This is a genomic window from Glycomyces tritici (assembly GCF_030403505.1).
The window spans coordinates 80,917-105,878 of the sequence record NZ_JAUEMJ010000001.1 but is presented as its reverse complement, the minus strand read 5'-3'; the positions used below and the strand labels follow the sequence as shown (position 1 = coordinate 105,878).

21 protein-coding genes and 1 riboswitch are annotated in these 24,962 nt (G+C 71.3%); of the genes, 13 read left to right on the top strand and 8 right to left on the bottom strand.

From position 1 onward, the window contains the following. The first annotated feature begins 53 nt into the window (after positions 1 to 53). From pyk to QWI33_RS00440, 4 genes are all read left to right on the top strand, one after another. On the top strand, positions 54 to 1,463 hold the full coding sequence (gene pyk / locus QWI33_RS00455; protein WP_289953801.1) for a pyruvate kinase: 1,410 nt from the start codon (positions 54 to 56) through the stop codon (positions 1,461 to 1,463). A 4-nt stretch (positions 1,464 to 1,467) separates the two neighbouring features. Next, entirely contained in the window at positions 1,468 to 2,376 is a 909-nt protein-coding gene (locus tag QWI33_RS00450; protein ID WP_289953800.1) for an acyl-CoA thioesterase, read from the top strand. 252 nt (positions 2,377 to 2,628) lie between these two features. Further along, positions 2,629 to 4,848: an acyltransferase family protein gene (locus QWI33_RS00445; RefSeq protein ID WP_289953798.1), complete on the top strand. Its 2,220-nt coding sequence runs from the start codon at positions 2,629 to 2,631 to the stop codon at positions 4,846 to 4,848. A 137-nt stretch (positions 4,849 to 4,985) separates the two neighbouring features. After that, entirely contained in the window at positions 4,986 to 6,164 is a 1,179-nt protein-coding gene (locus tag QWI33_RS00440; protein ID WP_289953796.1) for a sulfotransferase family protein, read from the top strand. Here the strand turns inward: QWI33_RS00440 and QWI33_RS00435 are convergent. Beyond that, the gene (locus QWI33_RS00435; RefSeq protein WP_289953794.1) at positions 6,161 to 6,691 is read right to left on the bottom strand and encodes a GNAT family N-acetyltransferase; all 531 of its coding nucleotides are present in this window, start codon (positions 6,689 to 6,691) and stop codon (positions 6,161 to 6,163) included. The two genes, QWI33_RS00440 and QWI33_RS00435, sit on opposite strands and share 4 nt — an antisense overlap. A 255-nt stretch (positions 6,692 to 6,946) precedes the next feature. On the opposite strand from QWI33_RS00435, the gene QWI33_RS00430 reads away from it, so the two are divergent. The 3 genes from QWI33_RS00430 to QWI33_RS00420 all read left to right on the top strand — a co-directional run bounded on the left by QWI33_RS00430 (position 6,947) and on the right by QWI33_RS00420 (position 9,675). Next, entirely contained in the window at positions 6,947 to 7,819 is an 873-nt protein-coding gene (locus QWI33_RS00430; RefSeq protein ID WP_289953792.1) for a hypothetical protein, read from the top strand. Continuing rightward, positions 7,816 to 9,366, top strand: coding sequence for a type 1 periplasmic-binding domain-containing protein (locus QWI33_RS00425; protein ID WP_289953791.1), 1,551 nt, complete (start codon positions 7,816 to 7,818; stop codon positions 9,364 to 9,366). Before QWI33_RS00430 ends, QWI33_RS00425 begins: the two co-directional genes overlap by 4 nt. 84 nt (positions 9,367 to 9,450) lie before the next feature. Continuing rightward, positions 9,451 to 9,675: a CsbD family protein gene (locus QWI33_RS00420; RefSeq protein WP_289953789.1), complete on the top strand. Its 225-nt coding sequence runs from the start codon at positions 9,451 to 9,453 to the stop codon at positions 9,673 to 9,675. A gap of 79 nt (positions 9,676 to 9,754) precedes the next feature. Here the strand turns inward: QWI33_RS00420 and QWI33_RS00415 are convergent, their stop codons facing one another. The 3 genes from QWI33_RS00415 to QWI33_RS00405 form a co-directional block, all read right to left on the bottom strand. After that, positions 9,755 to 10,819: a LacI family DNA-binding transcriptional regulator gene (locus QWI33_RS00415; RefSeq protein WP_289953787.1), complete on the bottom strand. Its 1,065-nt coding sequence runs from the start codon at positions 10,817 to 10,819 to the stop codon at positions 9,755 to 9,757. 114 nt (positions 10,820 to 10,933) lie between these two features. Then, positions 10,934 to 13,861: a glycoside hydrolase family 2 TIM barrel-domain containing protein gene (locus tag QWI33_RS00410; protein ID WP_289953785.1), complete on the bottom strand. Its 2,928-nt coding sequence runs from the start codon at positions 13,859 to 13,861 to the stop codon at positions 10,934 to 10,936. 396 nt (positions 13,862 to 14,257) lie between these two features. Then, complete coding sequence (locus QWI33_RS00405) at positions 14,258 to 14,920, bottom strand: hypothetical protein (RefSeq protein WP_289953784.1); 663 nt, start codon at positions 14,918 to 14,920, stop codon at positions 14,258 to 14,260. Positions 14,921 to 15,175: 255 nt separating this feature from the next. Between QWI33_RS00405 and QWI33_RS00400 the strand changes: the two genes are divergently transcribed. Further along, positions 15,176 to 16,117 carry a DMT family transporter gene (locus QWI33_RS00400; RefSeq protein ID WP_289953782.1) on the top strand — a complete coding sequence of 314 codons (942 nt, stop codon included), beginning with the start codon at positions 15,176 to 15,178 and terminating at the stop codon, positions 16,115 to 16,117. Between the two features lie 53 nt (positions 16,118 to 16,170). On the opposite strand, the gene QWI33_RS00395 is transcribed toward QWI33_RS00400, so the two are convergent. Then, a complete protein-coding gene (locus QWI33_RS00395; protein WP_289953780.1) occupies positions 16,171 to 16,728 on the bottom strand; it encodes a hypothetical protein in 558 nt (185 codons plus the stop codon). Between the two features lie 191 nt (positions 16,729 to 16,919). Between QWI33_RS00395 and QWI33_RS00390 the strand changes: the two genes are divergently transcribed. Then, a complete protein-coding gene (locus QWI33_RS00390) occupies positions 16,920 to 17,714 on the top strand; it encodes an SGNH/GDSL hydrolase family protein (protein ID WP_289953777.1) in 795 nt (264 codons plus the stop codon). Between the two features lie 125 nt (positions 17,715 to 17,839). On the opposite strand, the gene QWI33_RS00385 is transcribed toward QWI33_RS00390, so the two are convergent. Together QWI33_RS00385 and QWI33_RS00380 are read right to left on the bottom strand one after the other, a co-directional pair. Beyond that, positions 17,840 to 18,343, bottom strand: a complete 504-nt coding sequence (locus QWI33_RS00385) for a GNAT family N-acetyltransferase (RefSeq protein WP_289953776.1) — start codon at positions 18,341 to 18,343, stop codon at positions 17,840 to 17,842. Between the two features lie 191 nt (positions 18,344 to 18,534). Then, entirely contained in the window at positions 18,535 to 20,643 is a 2,109-nt protein-coding gene (locus tag QWI33_RS00380; RefSeq protein ID WP_289953773.1) for a RecQ family ATP-dependent DNA helicase, read from the bottom strand. Between the two features lie 56 nt (positions 20,644 to 20,699). Between QWI33_RS00380 and QWI33_RS00375 the strand changes: the two genes are divergently transcribed. Next, positions 20,700 to 21,329, top strand: coding sequence for a DUF1349 domain-containing protein (locus QWI33_RS00375; RefSeq protein ID WP_289953771.1), 630 nt, complete (start codon positions 20,700 to 20,702; stop codon positions 21,327 to 21,329). 143 nt (positions 21,330 to 21,472) lie between these two features. On the opposite strand, the gene QWI33_RS00370 is transcribed toward QWI33_RS00375, so the two are convergent. Next, complete coding sequence (locus QWI33_RS00370) at positions 21,473 to 21,850, bottom strand: MGMT family protein (protein WP_289953769.1); 378 nt, start codon at positions 21,848 to 21,850, stop codon at positions 21,473 to 21,475. A gap of 119 nt (positions 21,851 to 21,969) precedes the next feature. After that, positions 21,970 to 22,072, top strand: a riboswitch (TPP riboswitch). A 38-nt stretch (positions 22,073 to 22,110) separates the two neighbouring features. Between QWI33_RS00370 and QWI33_RS00365 the strand changes: the two genes are divergently transcribed. The 3 genes from QWI33_RS00365 to QWI33_RS00355 are packed head-to-tail and all read left to right on the top strand — an operon-like array spanning position 22,111 to position 24,957. Next, the gene (locus QWI33_RS00365) at positions 22,111 to 22,713 is read left to right on the top strand and encodes an ECF transporter S component (protein WP_289953768.1); all 603 of its coding nucleotides are present in this window, start codon (positions 22,111 to 22,113) and stop codon (positions 22,711 to 22,713) included. A gap of 7 nt (positions 22,714 to 22,720) precedes the next feature. Further along, on the top strand, positions 22,721 to 24,160 hold the full coding sequence (locus QWI33_RS00360; RefSeq protein WP_289953767.1) for an ABC transporter ATP-binding protein: 1,440 nt from the start codon (positions 22,721 to 22,723) through the stop codon (positions 24,158 to 24,160). Continuing rightward, a complete protein-coding gene (locus QWI33_RS00355) occupies positions 24,157 to 24,957 on the top strand; it encodes an energy-coupling factor transporter transmembrane component T family protein (protein WP_289953765.1) in 801 nt (266 codons plus the stop codon). The genes QWI33_RS00360 and QWI33_RS00355 overlap by 4 nt, the downstream gene beginning before the upstream one ends. The last annotated feature ends 5 nt before the right edge of the window (positions 24,958 to 24,962 follow it).

The following is a 24,962-nucleotide window of genomic DNA, read 5'->3' as shown; positions in this document are numbered from 1 at the left end:
TCAACTGCGGAGACCCTGCGAGTGCGAGTAGGCGTCCGATATAAGCTCGCAGGGTGACTCGTAGAGCAAAAATCGTCTGCACCATCGGGCCTGCCACGGCCACGCCCGAGCGTATGGCCGGCCTGATCGACGCCGGCATGAACGTCGCCCGCATGAACTTCTCCCACGGCGCCCAGTCCGACCACGAGGCCGTCTACCAGATGGTCCGCGAGGCCGCCGACGCCGCCGGCAAGCCCGTCGCCATCCTCGCCGACATGCAGGGCCCCAAGATCCGCCTGGGCACCTTCGCCAACGGCTCCGAGCAGTGGGACGCGGGCGACCGCATCCGGATCACCTCGGACGACGTCGAAGGCACCCACGACCGCGTGTCCTGCACCTACAAGAAGCTGCCGGCCGAGGTGACCAAGGGCGACCGCCTCCTGGTCGACGACGGCAAGCTGGCGCTCGAGGTCCTCAGCGCCGACGACACCGACGTCGAGTGCCTCGTCGTCGAGGGCGGCCCGGTCTCCAACAACAAGGGCCTGTCGCTGCCGAACGTGAACATCTCGGTCCCGGCGCTGTCGGAGAAGGACATCTCCGACATGAAGTTCGCGCTGAACCTCGGCGTGGACCTCATCGCGATGTCGTTCGTGCGCAGCCCCGACGACGTCCGCCTGGGCCACAAGGTGATGGACGAGGTCGGCGTGCGCCGCCCGATCATCGCCAAGGTCGAGAAGCCCGAGGCCGTCGCGCGCCTCGAGGAGATCGTCCGGGCCTTCGACGGCGTCATGGTCGCCCGCGGCGACCTGGGCGTCGAGATGCCCCTCGACGAGGTCCCGATCGTGCAGAAGGAGATCGTGCGCCTCTGCCGCGAGAACGCGAAGCCCGTCATCGTGGCGACCCAGATGCTCGACTCGATGATCGAGAACGCCCGGCCCACCCGCGCCGAGGTCTCCGACGTCGCCAACGCCGTCCTCGACGGCACCGACGCCGTGATGCTCTCCGGTGAGACCTCGGTCGGCAAGTACCCGATCGGCACCGTCCGCACCATGGCCAAGATCGTGGAGACCACCGAGGGCGGCCCCATCGGCCTGCGCGAGCTGCTCCACGACCCGAAGACGAAGTCCGGCGCGGTGACCCACGCGGCCGCCGACATCGCCGAGGCGATCGGCGCGAAGGCCCTCGTCGCCTTCACCCAGACCGGTGACACCGTCAAGCGCCTGGCCCGCCTCAAGCCGGACCGTCCGATCTACGGCCTCACCCCGATCGAGAGCGTCCGCAACCAGATGGCGCTGTCCTGGGGCACCGACTCCTACCTGGTCGAGCACGTGGACCACACCGACCAGATGTTCCAGCTGGTCGACAAGACCGTGCAGGAGCACCACCTGGCCGAGCCCGGCGACCTCGTCGTCATCGTGGCGGGCACGCCGGCCGGGACCCCCGGTTCGACGAACACCGTCCGGGTCCACCGAATCGGCTCCTGATCCCTTGAACAGCTCAGGGCGGGAAGTCCTCGTAGGCCAGGACGCCGTGGACTCGCTCCTCGGCGTCCTCGACCTGGAGGAGATCGACAAGGGCCTCTTCCGGGGACCGCGCGCCGGGGTGGGCCTCCAGCGGGTCTTCGGCGGCCAGGTCGCCGGGCAGGCGCTGGTCGCCGCCGGGCGCACCGTCCCGGCCGACCGCCGGGTGCACTCGCTGCACGGCTACTTCGTGCGCCCCGGCGACTCGACGAAGCCGATCGTCTACCAGGTCGAGGACATCCGCGACGGCCGCTCCTTCTCCGTACGTCGTACGGTGGCGCTGCAGAACGGGCAGACGATCTTCTTCATGTCCGCCTCGTTCCACACCGGCGAGCGCGGCCTCGAGCACTCGGATCCGGCCCCGAACGGCCTGGCCCGGCCCGAGGAGATCGCGCCGCTCAGCGAGCAGCTCAAGTCCCACCCGGACCGGCTCGGCATGTGGGCGCGCGTGCCGCGCCCGATCGACATGCGCTACGCCGGGGGCGGCTCGGGCTTCTCGGCCTCGGGCGAGCGCCCGGCCCAGGAGCACCAGCGGGTCTGGATGAAGGCGGACGGCCGGCTCCCGGACGACCCGCTCATCCACGTGTGCGTGCTCACGTACGCCTCCGACCTGACGCTGCTGGACTCGGTCCTGTCGCGCCACGGCGCGGTCTGGGGCCCCGGGGGCTACCTCGGGACGAGCCTCGACCACGCCCTGTGGTTCCACCGGCCGTTCCGCTTCGACGACTGGATCCTCTACGACTCGATGTCGCCGACCGCCGCCGACGGCCGCGGCCTGGCCCAGGGCCGGTTCTTCGACGCGGCCGGGGTGCACCTCGCCTCGGCGACGCAGGAGGGCCTGCTGCGGGAGACCCCGGAGCCTCCCGGCGTCCCTTAGGGGGCGTTCACGGACGAAACGGCGAGGGCGCACCCGGCACAACGGGTGCGCCCTCGCCGTTCTCCGTATGCGGCCACCCTCGGTAAACATGGTGTTCGAGTGATATATCACCGCTTTAGAGGGGGTAGATCCCATTAACCGGGCAATGTTATGGTCTGCACTCGTCCCCGGTAAGACCCCCGACCCCAGTCCGCCCAGCCCTGCCCGGCTGGGGAGTCCGATGCCCGGTGAACCGTTCGGAGACCGACATTCATGCGTCTGACCAACGCACACGAACCGGCGAAGACGTCCGATGACGCCGCCGCCCGCATAGCACCGAAGCGGGACCCCGAGACCGCCGCGACCAAGCGGACCGACCAGTCGTCCAGTGCGCGCCCCAGCCACTGGCGACCCGACATCGAAGGCCTCAGGGCCCTGGCCGTGGGCGTCGTCATCGCCGCTCACATCGGCTTCCCGTACATGGCCGGAGGATTCGTCGGCGTCGACGTCTTCTTCGTCATCTCCGGCTTCCTCATCACCTCGCTGCTGCTGCGCGAGATCGACACCACGGGAACCGTCTCCATCGCGGGCTTCTACGCCCGCCGCGCCGTGCGCCTCCTCCCGGCCGCCGCCACGGTCCTGGTCGCGACGCTCGTCGCCGCCTGGCTCTGGCTGCCGCGCACCCGACTCGGCGACATCGCCGCCGACGCGGCCGCCGCCGCGCTCAACGTCATCAACATCCGCCTCGCGCAAGAGGGCACCGACTACCTCAACGCCGAGGTCCCGCCCTCGCCGCTGCAGCACTTCTGGTCGCTCGCGGTCGAAGAGCAGTTCTACATCGTCTGGCCGCTCGTGCTCCTGGCGATCGTCTTCCTGGGCGCCAAACTCGGCAGGCCCGGCAAGTTCACGCTGGCGCGCCACCGCAACAGGGGACCGGGTCGCACCGCCGCCATTACGGCGTTCCTCGTCGTCGCCGGGGGCGCGTCCTTCTGGGCCAGCGCCGCCTGGACCGCCGGGGACCCCATCTGGTCCTACTTCGGCATCCACACGCGGGCATGGGAACTCGCCGTCGGCGCGCTCATCGCCGTGGCCGCGGGCCGCATCCGCGCCTGGGTGCCGACCTGGGCCGCCGCGATCGCCTCCTGGGCCGGACTCGTGCTCATCGTGGCCGCCGTGTTCGTCCTCGACGAGCACACCGTCTTCCCCGGCACTGCGGCGATGCTGCCCGTCGCCGGGTGCGCGCTCGCCATCGCCGCCGGGTGCGTCCCGCACCGCTTCGGCGCCGGGGCGCTCCTGGGGATCAGGCCCGCCCAGTTCGTCGGCAAGATCTCCTACGGGCTCTACCTCTGGCACTGGCCGCTCATCATGATCGGCCCCGCCGTGATGGGCCTGGAGCAGGTGCGGCTGCGCCACTACCTGCTGCTCATGGCCGTGGCGTTCCTGCTCACCATCGCCACGTTCTACCTGGTGGAGAACCCGATCCGCACCAAGCGGCCGCTCGTGCAGGTGCCCTCCCGGGCGCTCGCGCTGGGCGGCGGGCTCATCACCGCCATGCTCGCCGTGTCGATCCTCATGGTGCAGCAGCCCATGCCCGCCCAGGAGAACGACGAGGCCGCCGAGATCACCGGCGACGACAGCACGGTCTGGGAGATGATCGGCGAATCCTCCGATGTGGAATCGGTGCCCGCCAACCTCACCCCGCCGCTCGACGCCGCCGGCAGCGACGAACCCGCGCTCTACGCCGACGACTGCGTCACCTCGCGCGAGGGCACCGACCTCGCGAAGGACTGCTGGTTCGGTGACCCCGACGGTGAGAAGACCATCGTCCTGCTCGGCGACTCCCATGCCGCCCAGTGGTTCCCGGCGTTCAACCAGATCGCCGAGGCCTCCGGCTGGAAGCTCCTGCCGCTCGCCAAGGCCGGCTGCAGCGTCGCCGACGTCGCCGAGCACAGCAATCAGCTGGGCCGGCGCTACACCGAGTGCGAGGAGTGGAAGGAGAAGGCGTTCGCCGAGATCGAGTCGATCGAACCCGACGTCGTCGTCGCCTCCTCCTACGACGAGAAGGAGATCCTCGCCGACGACCCGGACCAGGCCTGGGCCGACGGCTGGGCCGAGAGCCTCAACCGCCTCGACGAAGCGGCCGACAGGGTCTACTACCTGGCCGACTCCGCGAACCCGCCCGGCGACACCCCCGCGTGCCTCGCCGAGCACTCCGACAACGTGACCGCCTGCGTCGTCGGCATCGCCGAGGCCACCACCAGGCCCGAACGCCGGGCCGCGGCCATCGAGGCGATCGAGGCGGACACGGACGCCACCGTGGTCGACCCGATCCCGTGGATGTGCGACATGGAGAACGACACCTGCCCCGTCGTCGTCGGCAACCTCCTGGTCTACCGCGACGCCAACCACCTGTCGCCCCGCTTCGTCGCCGAACTCACTCCACAAGTGGCGGCGGCCATCCCGCTGGAGGCCCAGCAGGTCGACACCAGGTAGTCCCGCAACACAATCCGAGCACTGAGGTGGGCCCGCATTCGCACGCGAATGTAGGCTCACCTCGCTTCGTAGGAAGCACAGTGCAAGAGGCACAACGCATCACGCACAGCGCAAGCGGCACACAAGGAGTGGTACGGATGGAACGCGTCTCACCCTGGCTCAAGGCCGTCAACAGCGTCCTCACGCCCGCGATCGCCGGACGCCGCAAGAAGATCGACCGCCTCCTCGACCGCGCCGTCCGCGAAGCCGAGCACCGCACCGGCTCCACCGCCCACGGCGAGGACGCCTTCATCGACGACATGCGCGTCCTCCTCGCCGGCTACGCCGACATCGACGGACTCACCCTCACCGGCTGGGTCGCCGTCCAGCAGGAGGTCACCGACCGCCTCGAGAACCGCCTGCGCATCCGCAAGCTCCACGCCCTCAGCCCCGAGATCGCCGACGAGCCCATCAGCCGCCCCATCGTCATCACCGGCGTCCCCCGCACCGGCACCACCATGCTCCAGCGCCTCCTCGCCGCCCCCGCGACCCACCGCTCCCCGCTCATGCACGAGCTCATGCACCCCGACCTCGAGCACGCCGACCACGTGCGCCGCGCCGAACGCGCCACCGAGTTCCTCAACAAGGCCGTCCCCACCTTCGGCGCCGTCTACGACATGCACCCGCACAAGCCCGACGCCGACGTCTGGGTCCTCCCGCACGGCATCGGCCACCTCGTGCGCGCCCAACCGCCCGGCTACGTCCAGTGGATGCTCGAACGCGACTACACCCCCGACTACCGTTACCTCAAGCAGACCCTCCAAGTGCTCCAGCACGGCCGCCCGCGCCGCCGCTGGGTCCTGCGCGCACCCGCGCACCTCTGGAACCTGGGAGCGCTCATCAAAGCCTTCCCCGACGCCCAGATCCTGTGGACCCACCGCGACCCGGCCGCCGCCCTCGCCTCGCTCTGCTCGATGACCGAGAGCGCCAGCGCCGTGAACACCGGCGACACCGACCCGCACGAGATCGGCCGGACCTGGCTGGGGCTCTTCGCGACCGGCCTCGACCGCGCCCGCGCCGCCCGCGAACGCATGCCCGCCTACGCCGTCGTCGACGTCCCCTACCGCGACCTCACCGACGACGCCCGCGAACGCCTGCCGCAGCTCTTCGAACACCTCGAGGCCCCGTGGGGGCGCACCGAAGCGAACGCGCTCGACGAGGCGCTGGCGAGCCGGCCCACCGGGCACAAGTACGAACTGGCCCGGTACGGCCTCAACGAGGGCGAGGTCGACCGGGCGCTCGGCGATTACAAGCGGGCGTACGGGGCCCTGCTCTAGAGCTCGAGGCGGAAGGCCCACAGGCGCACGCCCGGCAGCGGGTACCAGTCCAGCCCGGGCTCGCGCTCGAACCCGAGGCGCCCGTACAAGCGGTGCGCGGTCGTCATGGCCTCCTGGGAGCAGAGCACGACGCGCTTGACGCCGGGCTCGGCGCGGGCCCGCTCCACGCACGCGACCGCGAGGGCCGAACCGACGCCGCGGCCCTGCGCGGCGGGATCGACGGCGAGCATCCGGACCTCGGCCTCGCCCGGCCCGGCCAGCTGCGCCATGGGACTGCCGTGGAACGCGAGCGTGACGCCGCCGAGCAGCGCCGGCCCCTCCTCGTTCGCTCCGGCGCGCTCGTCGACGGCGACCAGCACCGTCGCGGAGGCCGCCCGCCCGGCCACGTCGCGCAGGTTCGGCGCGTACGGGTCGTCGAGGCCGCCGATCAGCAGTTCGCCGTCGAGATAGGTGCGGAGAGTCAACTCGCCGAGCGCATCGTGCTCGGCGGGGAGGATGGGGCGGATCTGAAAGTCGCTGGAAGTCACCAGAAGATTCTGCCTCGCGCCGTCCGCAGCACCTCGCGTGCCGGGCACTCGCCTCCCAGCCTTGCGGGCGACCCCTCCGAAGAGGACCAGAGCCGCCGATTCGCCTCTGCCACATGCGGAATCGGCATCCGTCACCTACCGTTCCCGGATCGGGACAGGTCCCGGGGGACCACCGATATCGTCTAGGATCGATGCCACACCTCACGATGACGTGACATCCCTGCCTCACCCCCAGGCCACCCCGAAGGGAACACCATGCCTTCAGCGACCCTTGAGGACGAATTCGAGAAGGTGAAAGCGCTCCTCGGCCGCCCCTCCGCCCCCGCCGAACACGACCTCGAACTGGCGGCGACGGCCCCCGCCGACATACTCGACCGAATCGCCGCCGCCCTCGACGGCCGCACGCCGCACGTGGTCATCGACTGCCATGAGTTCTCCCACGAGAGCATCCCCAAGCTGCTCGCCGCCGCGAAGGCCCGGCTCGCCATGCCGTGCCCGAACTACCCGCGCCTGTGGTTCCGACGCCTCGAAGTGGGCCTCGTGGTCATCGAGCGGCGCATCGACGAGACCTCCCAGCTCGCCTACACGAAGGCGTTCAAGGAGGCGGCCCGGAAGATCATCGCGCGCCCCGCGGCCTCCAAACGCAGCGCCCAGGGCCTCGTGGCGCTCCTGTCCCAGGTCGGCCCGAGGATCGCGCTGATGGGCGCGATCGGCGCATGGCTGTTCGAACGCCGCTACCCCTCCCTCTACGAGTTCTACAAGTGGTACGGGCACCGCGATCGCCCCGGCCCCCGCCACGTGCCCGAATCGCGCCTCGGCGAACTCAACAACTGGGCCCACCCCGCAGGCGAGCACGGCACCCCCAAGCACCGCCTCCGCGACCGCCAGCTGATCGAGGCCATGCTCGCCGACATCCGCCACGCCTACAGCCGCGGCCGCCTCGCCAAGCACGACTGGTACCGCTGCGTCATCCTCCTGCGCAACTCCCGCACCCGGGCCGGCGCGGTCTTCCGCGAGCGCCTGCGATCCGAGCTCGCCGAACTCGAACGCCTCGGCGTCGCGCCGCCGCCGCTGCTGGTCGTCGCGGACGGACGCACCCCCGGCACCGACAGAGGAGACGACGAATGACCTCCGCATCGACAACGGACCGATCCGGCCAGAGCCCGGCCCTCTACCTCCCGCCCAGCGACGGCGCCCTGCGCTGGGCCCGGCGCCGCCGCCGCATACGCCGGTCGTCGCTCCTCGCGGCCGTCGCGGCCGTGATCGCCGCCGCCGTCCTGTTCGGCCCGACCGCGATCGGCGAGCTCCGCTGCGGCGGCATCGGCTCCGGCGTCCGCGAGATCGAGGACGAATGCGTCGGCGTCACGGACGGTTCCTTCCACTTCCAGGGCCAGTTCGCCGCCGTCCAGGACAACATCAAGGCCGAGAACGAATGGGCCGCCGAGCAGGCCGCGGCCGAAGGGCTGCCGCTGGTGCGGATCGCCCTGCTCACCACCATGACCACCACCGCGGACAGCGCCATGAGCGCCGACAAGATCCAGAGCGCCCTCGAAGGCGCCTACGTCGCCCTCCACCGCGCCAACCGCACCGCCGAACTCGGCGACCGCACCCGGCTCGTCCAGCTCTACCTCGCCAACGAAGGGGCGCGGCAGGCCCACTGGGAGTTCGTCGTCGACGAGTTGGAGGGAATGGTCGACGACGAGGTGCCCCTGGTCGCCGTCATGGGCCAGGGCATCAGCAGCGACCGCACCGTGGCCGCGGCCGAGCGGCTCTCCGCCGCCGGCATCCCCATGGTCACCGGCGTCACCACCGCCGACGGCATCGACCACGACTTCATCGACGGCCTCATCCGCGCCGCCCCCAACAACACCGACTTCGCCGTCGCCCTACGCCGCCACCTCGACGCGCGCGGCGACGTCGACTCGGCGATCCTCGTCTACGACAGCACCGCCGAGGACCGCTACACGACCACCCTCCGCACCGCCTACGAAGCCGAGCTCGGCGAGTACATCACCGGCTCCCACCAGCCGTTCCCCGGCCGCTCCATCGCCACCGGCGGACCCGAGGTCTTCGACCCGATCACCCGCAACATCTGCACGGCCGAATCCGAGGCGGTCCTCTTCGCCGGACGCGAACCCGACCTCAAGGTCTTCCTGGAGGCGCTGATCGTGCGCGCCTGCGTCGGCCGGCCCCTCACGGTCCTGTTCGGCGTCACCGGCACCGACATGCAGCAGGACCGGGAACTGGGCGAACGCATCCTCGAAGCCAACCTCGACGTCCGCTACGCCGCCGGGGCCGACCCCGGCTGGGCCACCGGCGCGACCGTGGCCCCCGCCGACTTCGCGGCCTTCCACGGCCACTACTCCCGCCTGGTGGGCCCCGACCCCGCGGGCCTGGCGGACGGCTACGCCGTGACCTACCACGACGCGCTGGCGACGGCGATCGGCGCGGTGCGGATCACGAACCCCTGGGAGGTGGAGGCGCCGCTGCCCGAGGACGTGCGCGAGCACCTGCTGCTGCTCAACAGCGAGCAGGTGGTGCGGGGGGCGACCGGCGCGCTGAGCTTCGCGAGCAACCGCGGCGGCAATCCGGGCGGGAAGTGGGTGCCGGTCGTGGCGCTGCCGTACCCGCAGGACCCGCCCGCCCAGGACGTGTACGTCACCCCGGTGGAATGACGGCCTGACCTGGGGAAGGTGTGGCCGGGCGCCGGATGGGTACACCCACGGAGCCAATTACCGTTCGGGAAAGGACGGAAAGTCATGGGTGGTTTTGACAAGGCCAAGGACAAGAAAGACCAGCTCGTCGGGAGCGCCAAGGAGAAGATCGGCGACGCGACCGACAACGAGAGCCTCGCTAACGAGGGGCGCGCGCAGGAGCTGAAGGGCAAGGCGAAGGAGGAGTGGCACGACCTCAAGGAAAAGGGGGACGACAAGCTCCACGACGCCAAGCAGGGCCTGACCGACGACGACGAGGGCCGGCGCTGACCGGAGCCGCACGTCACACGGAACCACCGGGGCGGGGCCGCTCATAGCGGCCCGGCCCCGAGATCCGTGTGTTCCGGCCTCAGCCCCGGCGCGGGGGCGGGGCCACCGTCTCGCGCACCACGATGTGGGTGCCGAGGACGACCTGGTCGGGCGCGGACGCCTCGCGGCGCAGCCCGAGCCGCACCGCTTCGCGGCCCAGCTCCTCGTGCGGTACATGCACCGTGGTGAGCGCCGGGGTGAGGTCGGAGGCCAGCGGGATGTCGTCGAAGCCGACCACCGACATGTCCTTGGGGACGTCGATCCCGGCCTCGCGCAGCGCCTTGAGCACGCCCGCGGCGATCATGTCGGTCGCGCTGAACACGGCCGTCACGTCGTCGCGCTTCGCGAGGAGCCCGCGGGTCATCTCGATCCCGCTCTGCTTGGAGAACTCGCCGGGGATCAGCAGGGACTCGTCGACGTCCACGCCGTAGTCGGCGTGCGCGCGCCGGAAGCCCCGGATGCGTTCGTCCGTAGTGGAGTGGCCGATGCCCGTGCCGAGGTACGCGACGGTCCGGTGCCCGGCCGAGAGCAGGTGCGAGGTCATGGCGTACGCGCCGCCCTCGTTGTCGTAGTGCACCACCGTCGCGGGCACGTCCTCGCCGAGCGAGGGCCGGCCGCACAGCACCAGCCGCGAGCCCGAGCGGTCCAGCGCCGACGCGAAGTAGCGCATCCGCTCGTTGTACTTGTCGTCGTCCCAGGCGCCGCCCACGACGATCACGGCCTCCGCGTGCTGCTCGCGCATGAGCTCCACCACCGCCAGCTCGCGCTCGGGGTCGCCGTGCGTGGTGCACAGCAGGCAGAGGCGCCCCTCAGAGGCGGCCTGCTGCTCGACGCCGCGCGCGATGTACGCGTAGAACGGCCCCGTCACGTCGTCGACCACGAACGCCACGGTCTTCGTCGTCGCCCCGGCCAGTGCGCGCGCGTGCGCGTTGACCACGTAGTCGAGTTCGCGCATGGCGCGCAGCACCTTCGCGCGGGTCGCGGGGGCCACGGGGTAGTTCCCGGCGAGCACCCGCGAGACCGTCGGCACCGACACGCCGGCACGCGCGGCGACGTCCCTGATCGTGGGGCGCTTGCCGGTCTCCGCATTCGACTTCTTGGGCACTGGGGCCTTCTCTCACCGTTTCTCGGGGGATGCGACGGGTCCGCACCCAGGGTAGTGCACGCTCGCATGCTCCTTTGTGAGCACGTCATTGTGCGCGAACCCGTCGCACGGGTCTCACTCGGTCGCTTCGAAGCCCAGCGTGAACGCCGTGGCCTCGGGCAGCAGCCGGTGCTGGGGCAGGACGCCCGGGCCGCACGCGGCCGAGCCCATGCCTTGGAGGCCGGCGTCGAGGTTGACGTAGAGGCGGTCGCCTTCGACGAGGTCGTACGTGTGCTTCGCCGCTTCGAGCTGCTCGCTCGTCCACGGCCGCACGGTGAACGCGAACTCGGGCGCGCCGAGCACCTTGAGCGTCCTGCCCTCGCCGGAGAGGCGGGCCCAGCGCACGTCGATGCGGGAGCCGTTCTCCTGCGGGAACACGTACGGGGTCTGCATCCCGGCGACGGTCGACCGGAAGCGGCCGACGCGGGCGGCCGCGCGGGTGTCGGCGTAGGCCTCGCCCGGCCCGCCGCCGAACCACTCGACCTCGTTGAGCGCCTTCGGCACTGAGGCGCGCACGCCCAGGCGCGGCAGCGGGAAGTCCCACTCGCCCTCGGGGTTCACCTCGACGGTGAGCCACAGGCGCGCGCCGTCCAGGCGCCAGCGGTAGACCGCGCCCATGGCGATCTCGGCGCCGCCGGCGCCCACGCGGGTCGCCACGGTGAGGCCGTCCGCAGTGGACTCGATGTCGAGGACCTTGTGCTCCAAGCGGTCCAGGCCCGCGTTGCGGTCCTTCCACAGGGGCGCCATCTGCCGGGTCCAGCCGAGCAGGTCGTTGTCGACGGGTGCCCGCCACAGGTCGAGGCGGGGGCCTTCGATGTCCAGTCCGCCGATGGCGGTGAGGCGGCCGAGCGCGTCGAAGGCGGCGTCGCCGAGGCGGTAGCCGTTGCCTGCGGCGACGGGCGCGGTGCCCCCGCCGGCTGACGCGGGCGCGCCAGCGGCGAGTTGCGCCTGGCCCCAGGCGATCTCGTGCCCGGCTTCGGCCCAGGCCTCGTCCTTGGCGAGGACGGCGCGGACGGTGAGCCAGCGTTCGCCCTCGGCTCGGGCGAGTGCGGCGACGGCCGCCGGGAAGGCGACGATCGCGGACTCGCCGGCGGCGACGGCGCGGACTTCGAGCTCGCCTCGGCCCACCGGCTCGCCTTCGTCCTCGACGGTCCAGGTGAACGCGAGGTCGCCGGTGTCGGCGAAGTCGCGGCGGTTCGCGATGACGACGGCGTGCGAGCCGGGCTGGACGGTGATGCGGACGGGCTCGATGACCTTCTTGTACTCGACCAGCCCGGGGGAGGGGGTGCGGTCGGGGAAGACCAGCCCGTCGACGACGAAGTTGCCGTCGTGGAGGGGCTCGCCGAAGTCGCCGCCGTAGGCGAACCATTCGCGGCCGTCCTCGGTGTGCATGCGCACGCCGTGGTCGATCCACTCCCAGATGAACCCGCCGGCGTTGCGCTCGTACTGCTCGAAGAGGCGCTGGTACTCGCTGAGGCCGCCGGGGCCGTTGCCCATGGCGTGGGCGTACTCGCAGAGGATGAAGGGGAGGTTGCGGCGGTGCTCGTCGTGCGCGGGGTCGCTGGTGCGCGCTTCGGCCTTCTGGCCGATGCGGTCGACGCCGTCGGTGTCGGTGTACATGTGGCTGTACACGTCGACGTAGGGGGAGTCGAAGTCGCCTTCGTAGTGGATGGGGCGGCCGGGGTCGCGCTGCTTGGCCCACTGGGACATCGCGGCGAGGTTCTCGCCGGTGTGGCTCTCGTTGCCGAGGGACCAGATGATGACCGAGGCGTGGTTCTTGTCGCGCTCGACCATGCGGGCCATGCGGTCGAGATAGGCGTCCTTCCACATGGGAACGTCGCTGGGGTTGTTCCGCCACTCGTGGTGGAAGAAGCCGTGGGTTTCGAGGTCGCATTCGTCGATGACCCAGACGCCGAGTTCGTCGCAGAGGTCGAGGAAGCGGCGGTCGGGCGGGTAGTGGCTGGTGCGTACGGCGTTGACGTTGTGCCGCTTCATGAGTTCGAGGTCGTGGCGCATGGTCTCGACGGTGAGGGTCCGGCCGGTGTCGGGGTCCCATTCGTGGCGGTTGACGCCGCGCAGGAGGATCGGCTTGCCGTTGACCTTGAGGACGCCGTCCTCGATCGTGACGGTGCGGAAGCCGATGCGCAGGCTCACGCGTTCGGTCTCGGTGGCGACGACGGCGTCGTACAGGCGTGGCGTTTCGGCGGTCCACGGTTCGACCGGGATGGTGGCGCTCTCGCCTGCGGCGATGTCGATGCCGAGTTCGGGCACGGTGACGCGGGCGTTCGCGGCGGTCTCGACGCGGAGGGTGCCGAGGCCGGTGGCGTGGTCGTAAGCAGCGTGCGCGAACACGTCGTCGATGCCGTTCTCGGGGCGGTGGACCAGGGCGACGGGCCGGAAGATGCCCGAAAGCCACCACATGTCCTGGTCCTCCAGGTAGGACGCGGCGGACCACTGGTGGACGCGGACGGCGACGGTGTTCTCGCCGGGGACGAGGTGCTCGGTGGCGTCGAATTCGGTCGGCAGCCGCGAACCCTTGCCGTCGCCGAGGAGGATCCCGTTGACCCATACGGCGAACGCCGAATCGACGCCTTCGAAGCGCAGCAGGGTGCGACCGGTGGCGGGCCATTCGGCGGGGAGGGTGAAGGTGCGGCGGTACTCGCCGGTGGGGTTCGCGTCCGGGACCCGGGGCGGGTCGACGGGGAACGGGTAGTACGTGTTCGTGTAGGCGGGCTTGCCGTACGGGGCGTCGCCGTCGAGGTCGGTCATCTGCCACATCGACGGGACGGCGAGGGTGTCCCAAGCGCCGGCGCTGTCGCCGTCGGGGTCGAATGCGGGGGACTCGAAGCCCTCGGTGGTGTCGTGGAGGCCGGCGGCCAGGTTGAAGCGCCACTCGCCGTCGAGGCTGAGCGCGGCGGCGTCGGAGGCCAGCGCCGCCCGCGGAGCGCGCCGCCCGCTGCCAGGGCTAACGCTTTCCACGTAAGTGAAATCGGTTCGGCTCATCGCCAGGTTCCCTTTCCAGTATGCGATCCGTCCGGTCGGCTCTGGGCCGGCCGGACTCCGGCCCGCGACCGCCGAGCTGCCGCGCGAACGCGCGGCCGCCTCGTCTCGGTTCGGCGGTGCAGGCCGGATCATTGTCCGCCATGACGCAGACGCGTCCATCGCGGCCGGCCCGTCGCACGAGCAGCGGCAGGCCGACCGGATAGATACCGGTTTCTATCTTAAGGGTGGCCACTGAGGTGTCAATACCCGGGAGACGTTCATGTTCTAAGAGTGAACGTAGATGTCGAACTCCCGGGTCTCCTCCACTCATCTACGGCTCTGAGGCTTCGCGGAGAGCGGAGGTCCCAAAGGGCGCAAGTATCACTGCAAACCGCGATACTTCACTGTTCGAAGGTGCTATTCCACCGGCTTCAGCATCGACGAGAACGCCACCGTGTCGGCCGGATAGTGCTCCGCCGCATACGCCTCCAGCTCCGGGGTCACCAGCAGCGCGTCGATCAGTGCGACGCCGTTCTGCTCGTCGGCCCAGCCGCCGTAGACGTACCGCGGGAACTCCGCGGTGATCTCATCCGCGATCGCCTGCAGCTCGACCGCGCTCAGGTCCTCAGCCGGGTCGCCGATCTCCGGCTCCTCGTACTGGAGTTCCGGGTAGTCGGCCATGTCGATCTCCGAGGTCGGCACCGGGTCCTCCGTGAGCACGAACGACTTCCCGTCGAACGTCCCCGTCACCAGGTACGAGCCCCACCGGACCCCTTGGGCCTTCTCGTGCTCGACCGCGCCCCAGTCCCAGCCCGTCACCGGCAGGCCGCCGCACTGCGGCGGATACGACTCCGCCACCGCGCCGCACAGCTCCGCCGCGTCGCGCTCGACCCCCTGGAGCACCGTCAGCGCCCCCTGGTAGACCACCTCGTCGGACGGCACCGTCGGCTCCTCCGACTGCGCATCGCCGGACTGCGAGCTGTCCGCGGCCGAACCGGCCCCGTCCGAGCCCGCCTCGTTCGCGCCCTGCCCGCACGCCGCCAGCACCAGGAGTGCCGCGAGCGGGATCAACCGTTGCATACTCTTGTGTCCCATCATGTCCCTTCGACGCCGCCCACCCGGATCGGGTTCCCCGCACGACGAGTCCGAAAAATCCAGCCGCCCGGAACACCCGGAGACTCAGTCGGCAGCGCATCCGGAAACACAGTCGAATAACGGATAACCGGATACGTACCCCCGATGCTAGGTTTGGCCACGGTGCCACCAGCGCCCCAGGCCGGAGCCGCCCGCCCACCCAAGGCGCTCCGCCCGCCCCACCGTGAGGAGCCACTGCCCGTGAGCGAGAAGTTCAATCCCCGTGCCGCCATCGCCATCGGCATCACCGTCCTGTGCTGGGCCTCGGCGTTCGTGTCCATCCGCGACGCCGGCCGCCACCTCGACCCCGGCCCGCTGACCCTCGGCCGGGCCGGCGTCGCCGCCGTCGTCCTCCTGGCCGTCTGGGCCGTCCGCCGCGAAGGCCTCCCCAAACGCGCCGCCTGGCCCGGCATCCTCACCGCCGGCATCCTCTGGTTCGGCCTCTACATGGTCGCCCTCAACTGGAGCGAGCAGCTCGTCGACGCCGGCACCGCCGCCCTCATCGTCAACATCGGGCCCATCCTCATCGCCCTCCTCGGCGGCTGGCTCCTCAAAGAGGGCTTCCCGCCCCGCCTGTTCATCGGCATGGCCGTCTCCTTCGCCGGCGTCGCGGTCGTGAGCCTCTCGATGTCCCGCGACGGCGCCGCCTCGGTCCTCGGCGTCCTGCTCTGCCTGGTCTCGGCCATCACCTACGCCATCAGCGTCGTCGTCCAGAAGCCGACCCTGAAGCACTGCACCTCGCTCCAGTTCACCGCCTTCGGCAACGCCATCGCCGCGGTGCTCTGCCTGCCGTTCGCCCCGCTCCTGTTCAGCGAACTGGAGGCCGCCCCGAGCTCGGCGACCCTCCACGTGCTCTACCTCGGCCTGTTCCCGACCGCCCTGGCCTTCCTCACCTGGGGCTACGCCCTCCGCTTCACCACCGCCGGGAAGCTCGGCGCGACCACCTACGTGGTGCCGGCGATCGTGGTCGGCCTCTCCTGGATCCTCCTCGACGAGATCCCGACCTGGCTCACCCTCGCGGGCGGCGCGCTGGCGCTCGTCGGCGTGGCGATCTCGCGCTCCAGGGGCCGCAAGCAGTCGAACGACGCCCCGAAGCCGCCGGTCGAGGCGACCGACGCCGCCGCCCCGGCGGCGAAGGCCTAGGCCCGTCCCCTGAACCGGCGCGGTCGTCTTCGCCCTGATGGACCGGACGGGCCCTAGGCCAGGCGCTCCGCGAGCCGTTCGAGGCGGGCCTTCCAGTCCACCTTCGCGGCGGCGAGCGCCTCGGCCGAGCCGAGCTTGGCGATCTCGACCTGCACGGCCGTCTTGGCGTCGCCCTTGGCGGTGAGGTTCGCGAGGACGAGCGTGCCGTCCGACGCGTCGAACCGCACCGATTTCGGCGGCGACGCGCTGCGCTGGGTCAGCTCGATGTCGCCGAGCCACCCGGCCTGCGCGGCCGGGTCGGCGAGCTGCTCGAAGACGTCGGTGATCGAGCCGGGCACGGTCTTGGACGCGTTGGCGCTGAACGTGCCGTCGGGCCGCTGCCCCGGCTCGCGCATGCCCCGCTCCTGCTCGTAGCCGACGGTGATGGACTGCGCCCACCAGCCGTCGACCTCGAACTCCTGCACCAGCATCCGCGCGATCGCGGTGTGGTCGAGCGCTGCCGCATCGCGCTCGTCGAGAAGCGCCAGCCAGGTCTTCCAGTCCGCGCCGGTGCCCTCGATCAGGGCCTGATCGGACATGGTCTGGCGGCGCGGCGACGTCGATGCACCCATGGCTCCAGCGTAGGGGAGGAGTGTGGCGCGGACGCCCCATCCGGCAGAAGGCGCCGCGCCGACTTCCCGCTGCGCAACAGCGCTGCCGCGTCGGTTCTCTGATAGTTTTCGCCATTTGTAGGGGTTTCCGCCGAGATTGCGGCCGTACGGGCATTAACGTCCTTCCCGAACCCGATCGGAACGGAGTCCGCATGATCCCTGCCCGCCTCGCGGCCGCGGCCCTCGCCGCCGCCGCGCTCGCCGTCCTCCCCGCCGCCGCGGCCCGGGCCGAGGTCGAGGTCGACCCGACACGGTATGCGGCACTCGGGGACTCGTACTCTTCAGGGACCGGTACCGGCGACTACTTCGACGAGACGTGCCTGCGTTCGAACCGGGCCTACCCGCAGCTCCTCGCGAACGGACTCGGCGCCGAACTGGCCTTCGCGGCCTGCTCGGGCGCGACCACCAGCGACCTCCTCTCCAAGCAGCTCGGCTCGCTCGACGCCGAGACCGACCTCGTCACGGTCACCATCGGCGGCAACGACATCGGCTGGGCAGAGGCCGTCACCGCCTGCATCACGCCCCTCACCGACTGCATGGACGAGATCGAGGCCTCCGAAACCCTCGTCGAGGAGCATCTGCCCGGACTCCTCGACGGCGCGTACGGGGCGATCACGAACCGCGCACCCAACGCCGCCGTCTACGTGCTCGGCTACCCGCGCCTGTTCAACGGCGAGCGCACCTGCGGCGCACTGAAGCAGCCGAACGTCGCCGAGCAGGTGCGCATGAACCAAGCGGCCGACCGGCTCGCCGAGGTCCTCCAGGGCAAGGCCGAAGAGCACGGCTTCACCTATGTGGACGTGCGCGACGCGTTCGCCGGACACGCGATCTGCGACGACGTCGCCTACCTGAACGGCCTGACCTACCCGCCGGCCGAGTCCTACCACCCGAACGAGATGGGCCACCTCAACGGCTACTACCCGGCGCTGTCCCGCGCGATCGCCTGACGCGAGCCGTCGGCTTCGAGACGGAGCAGGGCCCGGCGGCATCGCCGCCGGGCCCTTTGCGCGCCTGAGAGCTTGTCCCAGTTGGTGTCGAAGGTGAGCGGGAGAACCTCGCGGGAGCCGGAGTGTCAGGGCAGTGCTCGCGTGAGCCAGACGATGTCGCCACGATCGTCGGTGGTGGTGTGGTCCCGCTCGAAGTCGAGCTTGTCGAGGACCCGGAACGATGCCGTGTTCCAGGTGCGGACGGTCGACCACAGTCGCCTCCTGCCGGTCGCGATCGCGGCGTCGAGGACTGCGCGGGCGGCTTCGGTCGCGTAGCCGTTGCCGTGGACGCGCTGGAACAGTTCATAGGCGATCTCGGGCTCTTCGATCGTGGCGCGGCCGACCAGCAGACCGCAGTAGCCGATGAAATCGTTCTCGACGCGGCGGCGTATGGGCAGCAAGGCGATCCCGGAGCTCGCCGCGGACGCGAGACCGTTCGCGATGAGCTCCCGGGCTTCTTCGACCGTCAGATTCCCATCGCCGCGCTCAGCGTGCAAGGCGCATAGCGCCTCCGCGTCCGTCTCGGCCCACGGCTGCAGGATCAGCCGTTCGGTCTCCAGGTGGAAGGACATCGGTTCGTAGGCAGACATGCCCCTACCTTTCACCAAGGGCGTCGAGACGCTCTTTTGGGGTGCCAAGCACCGACATCGCCTGGTGTGCACCGAGTGTGGTGTCGATCGTGTGCGGATGCCGCCGCGTTCCTCGCCCTCGCGGCAGCCGTCGCCTGCTGCAAGAAACTCGCCGACTGAGACACGCTCCAAGTACCAGGCCGCCCTGCGCGTCAGGCCTGCAAGGCGAGCGCGAGCGGGTACACGGCCGTCGCCCCGGCCTCGCGCAACCGCATGGCGGCCACGGTCATCGACCAGCCGCTGTCGCGCACGTCGTCCACCAGGAGCACGCTCGAAGCGGGCACCGGGAAGTCCACGGTGAACGCGTGCAGGACCTGCTGGAGGCGCTGGGCGCTGTTGGCGCGGTGCGCCCCGCCACCGGTGCCGCCCGCGCGGCCGAGAGCGCCGAGATACTCCATGCGGCCGAGCTGCGCGAGGCGCCCGGCCAGGCCGTCGACCAGCCTCGGGCGCGAGAGCGACCCCATCGAGACCACCGCGGCGGGCCGCTGCGCCCAGTCCCAGGACGCCAGGACCTGCACCACCGCCTTGAACACGTCCTCCGGGACCTCCCGGTCGGCGCCGTCGGCGAGCAGTTCGCGCAGCGGGCCGCCCCAGCCGATGTCCGACAGGCGCGCCAGCGCCCGGCCCGGCTCGGCGCCCGACTCGACCGGGATCTTGCCCTTCAGGTCGATCCCGATGGCCTGCAACCCGGTGGGCCACATGCGCTTGGGGTCGAACGGCACGCCCGGCTTCGACAGCGCTGCCGCCGCGCCCGCGGCCGCCTCTGCCGAAACGCCCGCTTCGGTGCGGGTGCCGGTGCAGTTGTCGCAGCGCCCGCACGGCGCGGCCTCGGCGTCGTCGAGCTCCTTGCGCAGGAACTCGAGCCGGCATTCGGTCGTGGCCTCGTAGGCGAGCATCCGCCGCTGCTCGTGGGTGCGGGCCGCGGCGACCTTCGCGTACCGGTCGGCGTCGTAGACCCACGGCTGCCCGGTGGCCTCCCAGCCGCCCTTCACGCGGCGCACCGCGCCGTCCACATCGAGCACCTTGAGCATCATCTCGAGCCTGGTGCGGCGCAGGTCGACCCGGGTCTCCAGGGCGGCGGTCGAGAGGGCGCGGCCTTCGGCGGCGAGCACCTCGAGGGTGCGGCGCACCGCGTCTTCGGCCGGGAACGAGAGCGACCCGAAGTAGTCCCAGATCGCCCGGTCCTCGCTGCCGGGCAGGAGCACCACCTCGGCGCGTTCGCGGGCGCGGCCGGCGCGGCCGATCTGCTGGTAGTACGCGACGGGGGAGGACGGCGCTCCCAAGTGGACGACGAAGCCCAGGTCGGGCTTGTCGAAGCCCATGCCGAGGGCGCTGGTGGCGACGAGCGCCTTGATGCGGTTGCCGAGCAGTTCTTCCTCGCGCTCAAGGCGTTCGGCGTTGTCGGTGCGGCCGGTGTAGGAGCCGACGGCGTGGCCGCGCGAGGCGAGGTAGTCGCTGACCTCCTCGGCGGCGGCCACGGTGAGGGTGTAGACGATGCCGGAGCCGTCCATGCGGGGGAGCTGCTCGTCGAGCCAGGCGAGGCGGTGGGCGTTGTCGGGCATGTCCACTACGGAGAGGCGCAGGGACTCGCGGTCGAGGCTGCCTCGCAGGACCAGCGTGGCGGCGTCCTTCTTGTCCAGCTGCTCGGCGATGTCGTCGGAGACGCGGGCGTTCGCGGTGGCGGTGGTCGCCAGGACCGGGACGCTGTCGGGCAGGTCCTCGATGAAGGTGGCGATGCGCCGGTAGTCGGGCCGGAAGTCGTGGCCCCAGTCGGAGATGCAGTGGGCCTCGTCGACGACGAGCATGCCGCACCCGGCGGCCAGCTTGGGCAGCTGGTAGTCGCGGAACGCGGGGTTGTTGAGCCGTTCGGGGCTGATGAGCAGCACGTCAACCGTGTCCTCGGCGATGGCCTCGGCGATCGCGTCCCAGTCCTCGGGGTTGGCCGAGTTGATGGTGCGGGCGCGCACCCCGGCCCGCTCGGCGGCCTCGATCTGGTTGCGCATGAGCGCGAGCAGGGGCGAGACGATCACCGTGGGGCCCGCGCCGCGGCGGCGCAGGAGCGAGGTGGCCGTGAAGTAGACCGCCGACTTGCCGAACCCGGTGCGCTGCACCAGGAGTACGCGGCGGCCGCTGTCGTCCGGTTCCTTGTCGCAGAGCGCCTCGATCGCCCGCCATTGGTCTTCGCGGAGCCGCGCGTGCTCGCCCGCGAGGGCGCGCAGCAGTGTCTCGGCTTCGTCTCTGAGCGTCGCTGTTCCTGCCATAGGGACCGTTGTACCGCACTGGTGTGACGGCCCGTGACGACAGTAGGCTCGGAGCGATGGACGATGTGGCACCGAACGACAACCCGGCCTCGGCGACGCTTGCGGGCCGGGAACTGGCATGGAAGTGCGGCGCATGGACGACGCTGCCGGTCGCGGCGAAGGAGTCCGACGACGGCCGGCTGCTGGTCACCGCGGCCGAGGGCAGCGACGCGTGGCGGCACACCGGGTACGGGTTCGTCCACGAGGACGAGCACGCGCTCCTGGACGACTGGGACCGCGGCAGCGCGGTCGAGGTGAGCTTCATCGCCGCGTTCGAGGCGCAGTTCGACCAGGCCGGTCTGATGATCCGCGTCGACGCGGAGCACTGGATCAAGGCCGGGGTCGAGTTCGCCGACGGCGCGCCGCAAGTGGGCGCCGTGGTCACCGCCGGGAAGTCCGACTGGTCCGTTGCGCCGGTCCCGGACTGGGCCGGGCGCGAGGTCACCATCCGGGCCGGCCGCTTCGAGGACGCCGTCATCATCCGCGCCCGCGTCGAGGAGGAGCCCTGGCGGCTCGTGCGCCTCGCCCCGCTCGACCCCGCCGCCGCGGCCCAGGCGGGACCCTACTGCTGCGCGCCGAGCCGCGCCGGCCTCAGCGTCGCTTTCACCTCGTGGCGGCTCACGGAACCCGACGCGGCGCTGCACTGACGGGCGAGCGCATGGAGGATCGCTCGTATCGTGTTCGAAGGATCGATGCCCTACCCGGCGCATCCTTTTGAACCTCGCCGATTGCGCTCGCAGGCCTCGCCGAGGCCGGGTCCTTAAAGCCGGAAATATCACGATACGGCGGATTATTCCCAGTCGTCTTCGTCGTCCGGTGTCGGATCGTCCTCGTCGAGTTCGGCCGCGAGGAGCTTGAGGTCGTAGACCGACATGCGCTGGGCGCGGTCGGCGCGGCCCTTCGCGCTCACCGTCACGCCGTCCGCACGCAGGAGGTCGGGCACATCGCGGCCGGTCCGGCCGTCCGCCCAGCGGAAGCCCTCCGAGACCGTGCCGCCCGCCGTGAGGACCCGGTACGCCTGCGGGACATCACCGTCCCGCATGTACGCCCCGACCTGGCGCGGGCCCGTGCCGATCAGCTCCGCGAGGTCCCCGTACGAGGTCCAGGTGCCCTCCGGCAGCGCCGCCACCACCCGCCGCACCCGCTCCCAATCCCGTTCAGTCGTCATCACGGCAATGTACCCAGCCCGGCCGATGCCCCGCCCCCGCGATCGGGCGTGCACGCCGAGCGTCCGGCGCCACCTGTCGGGATCGCCTCGGGTCACGAATCGTCGCCTGGTGTTAACGTCGGAAGCGACAGGGGAGCCGATTGGCTGAGAGTGCGGAACCGACCGCAGACCCTCACACCTGATCCGGGTAATACCGGCGGAGGAAGTCGTTCGTCGACCGCTGTCGCGTCGTGTCCATGAATTTCGTGAAAGGCATGCCCATGCCCGACAGCCCCGCCCTCGCCGCCCCCGGCCGCTGGCGCACAGTCGACATCCTCACCTGCGCCGTCCTCGCCGTCGCCTTCAGCGTCGTCTTCTGGGCCTGGAACTTCGTCTGGGCCGTCCTCAGCCCGGCCCTGTCGTTCTACCCGCCGCTCTCCGCCGTGATCTACGGGCTCTGGCTCATCCCGGCCGTCCTCGCGCCCCTCATCGTGCGCAAAGCCGGCGCCGGCGTCTTCACCGAAGGACTCGCCGCCCTCATGTCGCTGCTCCTCGGCTCCCCCTACGGCATGACCGTCATCTACCAGGGCCTGCTCCAAGGCCTCGGCGGCGAACTGCCCTTCGCCGCGGGCCGCTACCGCCACTTCGGCAAGTACACCGCCCTCGCCGCCGGCGCGCTCGCCGGCATCGCCGGGACCCTGTGGGACGTCTTCTACTGGTACCCCACCGCCGACCTCTGGGCCTTCAAGGTCCCGTACGTCGCCATCGCCGCCGCCTCCAGCGCCGTCGTCGCCGGACTCGGCTCCAAGGCCCTCGTCAAGGCCATGCTCCCCACCGGCGTCCTCGACCGCTTCCCCGCCGGCCGCGAACGCCAGCGGATCTGACCCCGCCATGATCCCGGTCGAATTCCGCGGCTTCGCCTGGCGCCACGCCGGCCGCCGCGCCCAGGCGGTCGCGGGAGTCGACCTCCGCGTCGAACCCGGCGAGCGGGTCCTCCTGCTCGGCCCCTCCGGGTCCGGCAAGTCCACCCTGCTCGCCGCGCTCGCCGGACTCCTCACCGAGGACTCCGGCGAGCAGGACGGCGACGTCCTCATCGACGGCAAGGCCGCCGCCGAGCAGCAGGGCCGCGTCGGCATCCTCTTCCAGGACCCCGAAACGCAGCTCGTCATGGCCCGCAGCGGCGACGACGTCGCCTTCGGCCTCGAGAACCAGGCCCTGCCCCGCGACCAGATCTGGCCCCGCGTCCACGAAGCCCTCGAAGCAGTCGGCTTCCCCTACGGCGTCGACCGCGCCACCCACGCCCTCTCCGGGGGCGAGCAGCAGCGCCTCGCCCTCGCCGGCGTCCTGGCCCGCCGCCCCGACCTCATCCTCCTCGACGAGCCCACCGCGAACCTCGACCCCGAAGGCGCCCAAGACGTCCGCAACGCACTGCGGTCCGCGCTGGCCGACACCCGGGCGACCTTGATCGTCGTCGAGCACCGGGTGGCCGAGATCCTCGACCTGGTCGACCGCGTCATCGCCCTCGGGCCCGGCGGCACCCTCCTCGCCGACGGCCCCGCCGCTGCCGTCCTCGTCGAGCACGGCGACCACCTCGCCGCCCAAGGCGTCTGGGTCCCCGGCGTGCCGCTGCCGACCCGGCCGGCCCGGGCCGCCGGAGACGTGGCGCTCCGCGGCGAATCCCTCGCCTTCACGCACCCCGGCGCCGACCGGCCCGCCCTCGACGAGGTCGCCTTCGAACTGCGCCAAGGCGAACTGCTCGCCGTCACCGGAGCCAACGGCTCCGGCAAGTCCACACTGGCGCTCCTGGCGGGCGGGCTCGCGAAACCCACCCGCGGCGCCACCACCGTGCCCGGCGAACCCCGGCCCCTCCACAAACTGGCCGCCCGGCGCCTGGCGACCCGCGTCGGCTCGGTCTTCCAGGACCCCGAGCACCAGTTCGTGACCGCGAGCGTCCGGGACGAACTCGCCTTCGGGCCCCGCCAAGCCGGCTGGCCGAAGGACCGCACCGAAGCCCGCGTCACCGAACTCCTCGAACGACTCCGCCTGGCGCCCTTGGCCGACGCCAACCCCCACACGCTCTCGGGAGGCGAGGCCCGCCGCCTCTCCGTCGCCGGGGCCCTCGCCGCCGCGCCCGGCGTGCTCCTCCTCGACGAACCCACATTCGGGCAGGACCGGCGCACCTGGGGCGAACTCGTCGACCTCACCGCCGACATCCGCGACGAAGGCACCGCCCTCCTCGCCGTCACCCACGACCGCGACTTCGCCGCCGCCCTCGCCGGACGCGAACTCGTCCTCCGGGAAGGCCGCATCGCCGAGGAGCGCCGCCGATGACCATCACCCTCGCGCCCGTCTGCGACGCGCAGGCCCCCATCGCCCGCGTCAACCCGGTGGCGAAGCTCGCCGCGGTCACGGCCGTCTCGACCACCGCGCTCATCGCCTCCGACTGGCTCACGCCGCTGCTCCTGCTCACCGCGCTCCTCGCCGTCGTCCCGTTCAGCGGCATCCGCATCGCCGAACTCGCCCGCCGGCTGCGCTGGCTCTGGTTCGCCGCCGCGGCGGTCGTCATCGTCAACGCGGTCTTCGCCGCAGAGCAGACCGGCCGCACCCTGATCGACTTCGGCCCCTTGGAGATCAGCACCGGCGCGCTCCTCGGCGGCACGGCCATCGGCCTGCGCGTCTGCGTCGCCGCCACCGCCGGCGTCCTCGGCTTCGCGACCACCGACCCGACCGACCTCGCGGACGCCCTCACCCAGCAGCTCCGCGCCCCGGCCCGGTTCACGATCGGCGCACTCGCCGCCCTGCGGCTGCTGCCGCTGCTCGGCGCGGAATGGCATCAGATCACCAGCGCCCGCAGGGCCCGCGGCCTGGAAGGCGGCTGGAACCCGGTCCGGCGCGCACGGCTCTTCGCCTCGACCATGTTCGCCCTGCTCGTCGGGGCGATCCGCCGGGCAGGCCGCCTCGCGGCCGCGATGGACGCGCGCGGATTCGACTCGGAGATCCCCCGAACCCATGCGCGCGAGCAGCGGATGCACCCGTCGGACTGGGGCGTCGTCGCCGGGGCGCTGGTGGTGTGCGGGGCGGCGATCGGGATCAGCGCGGCGTACGGCGTCTTCACGGCCTTCGGCTGAAAAGC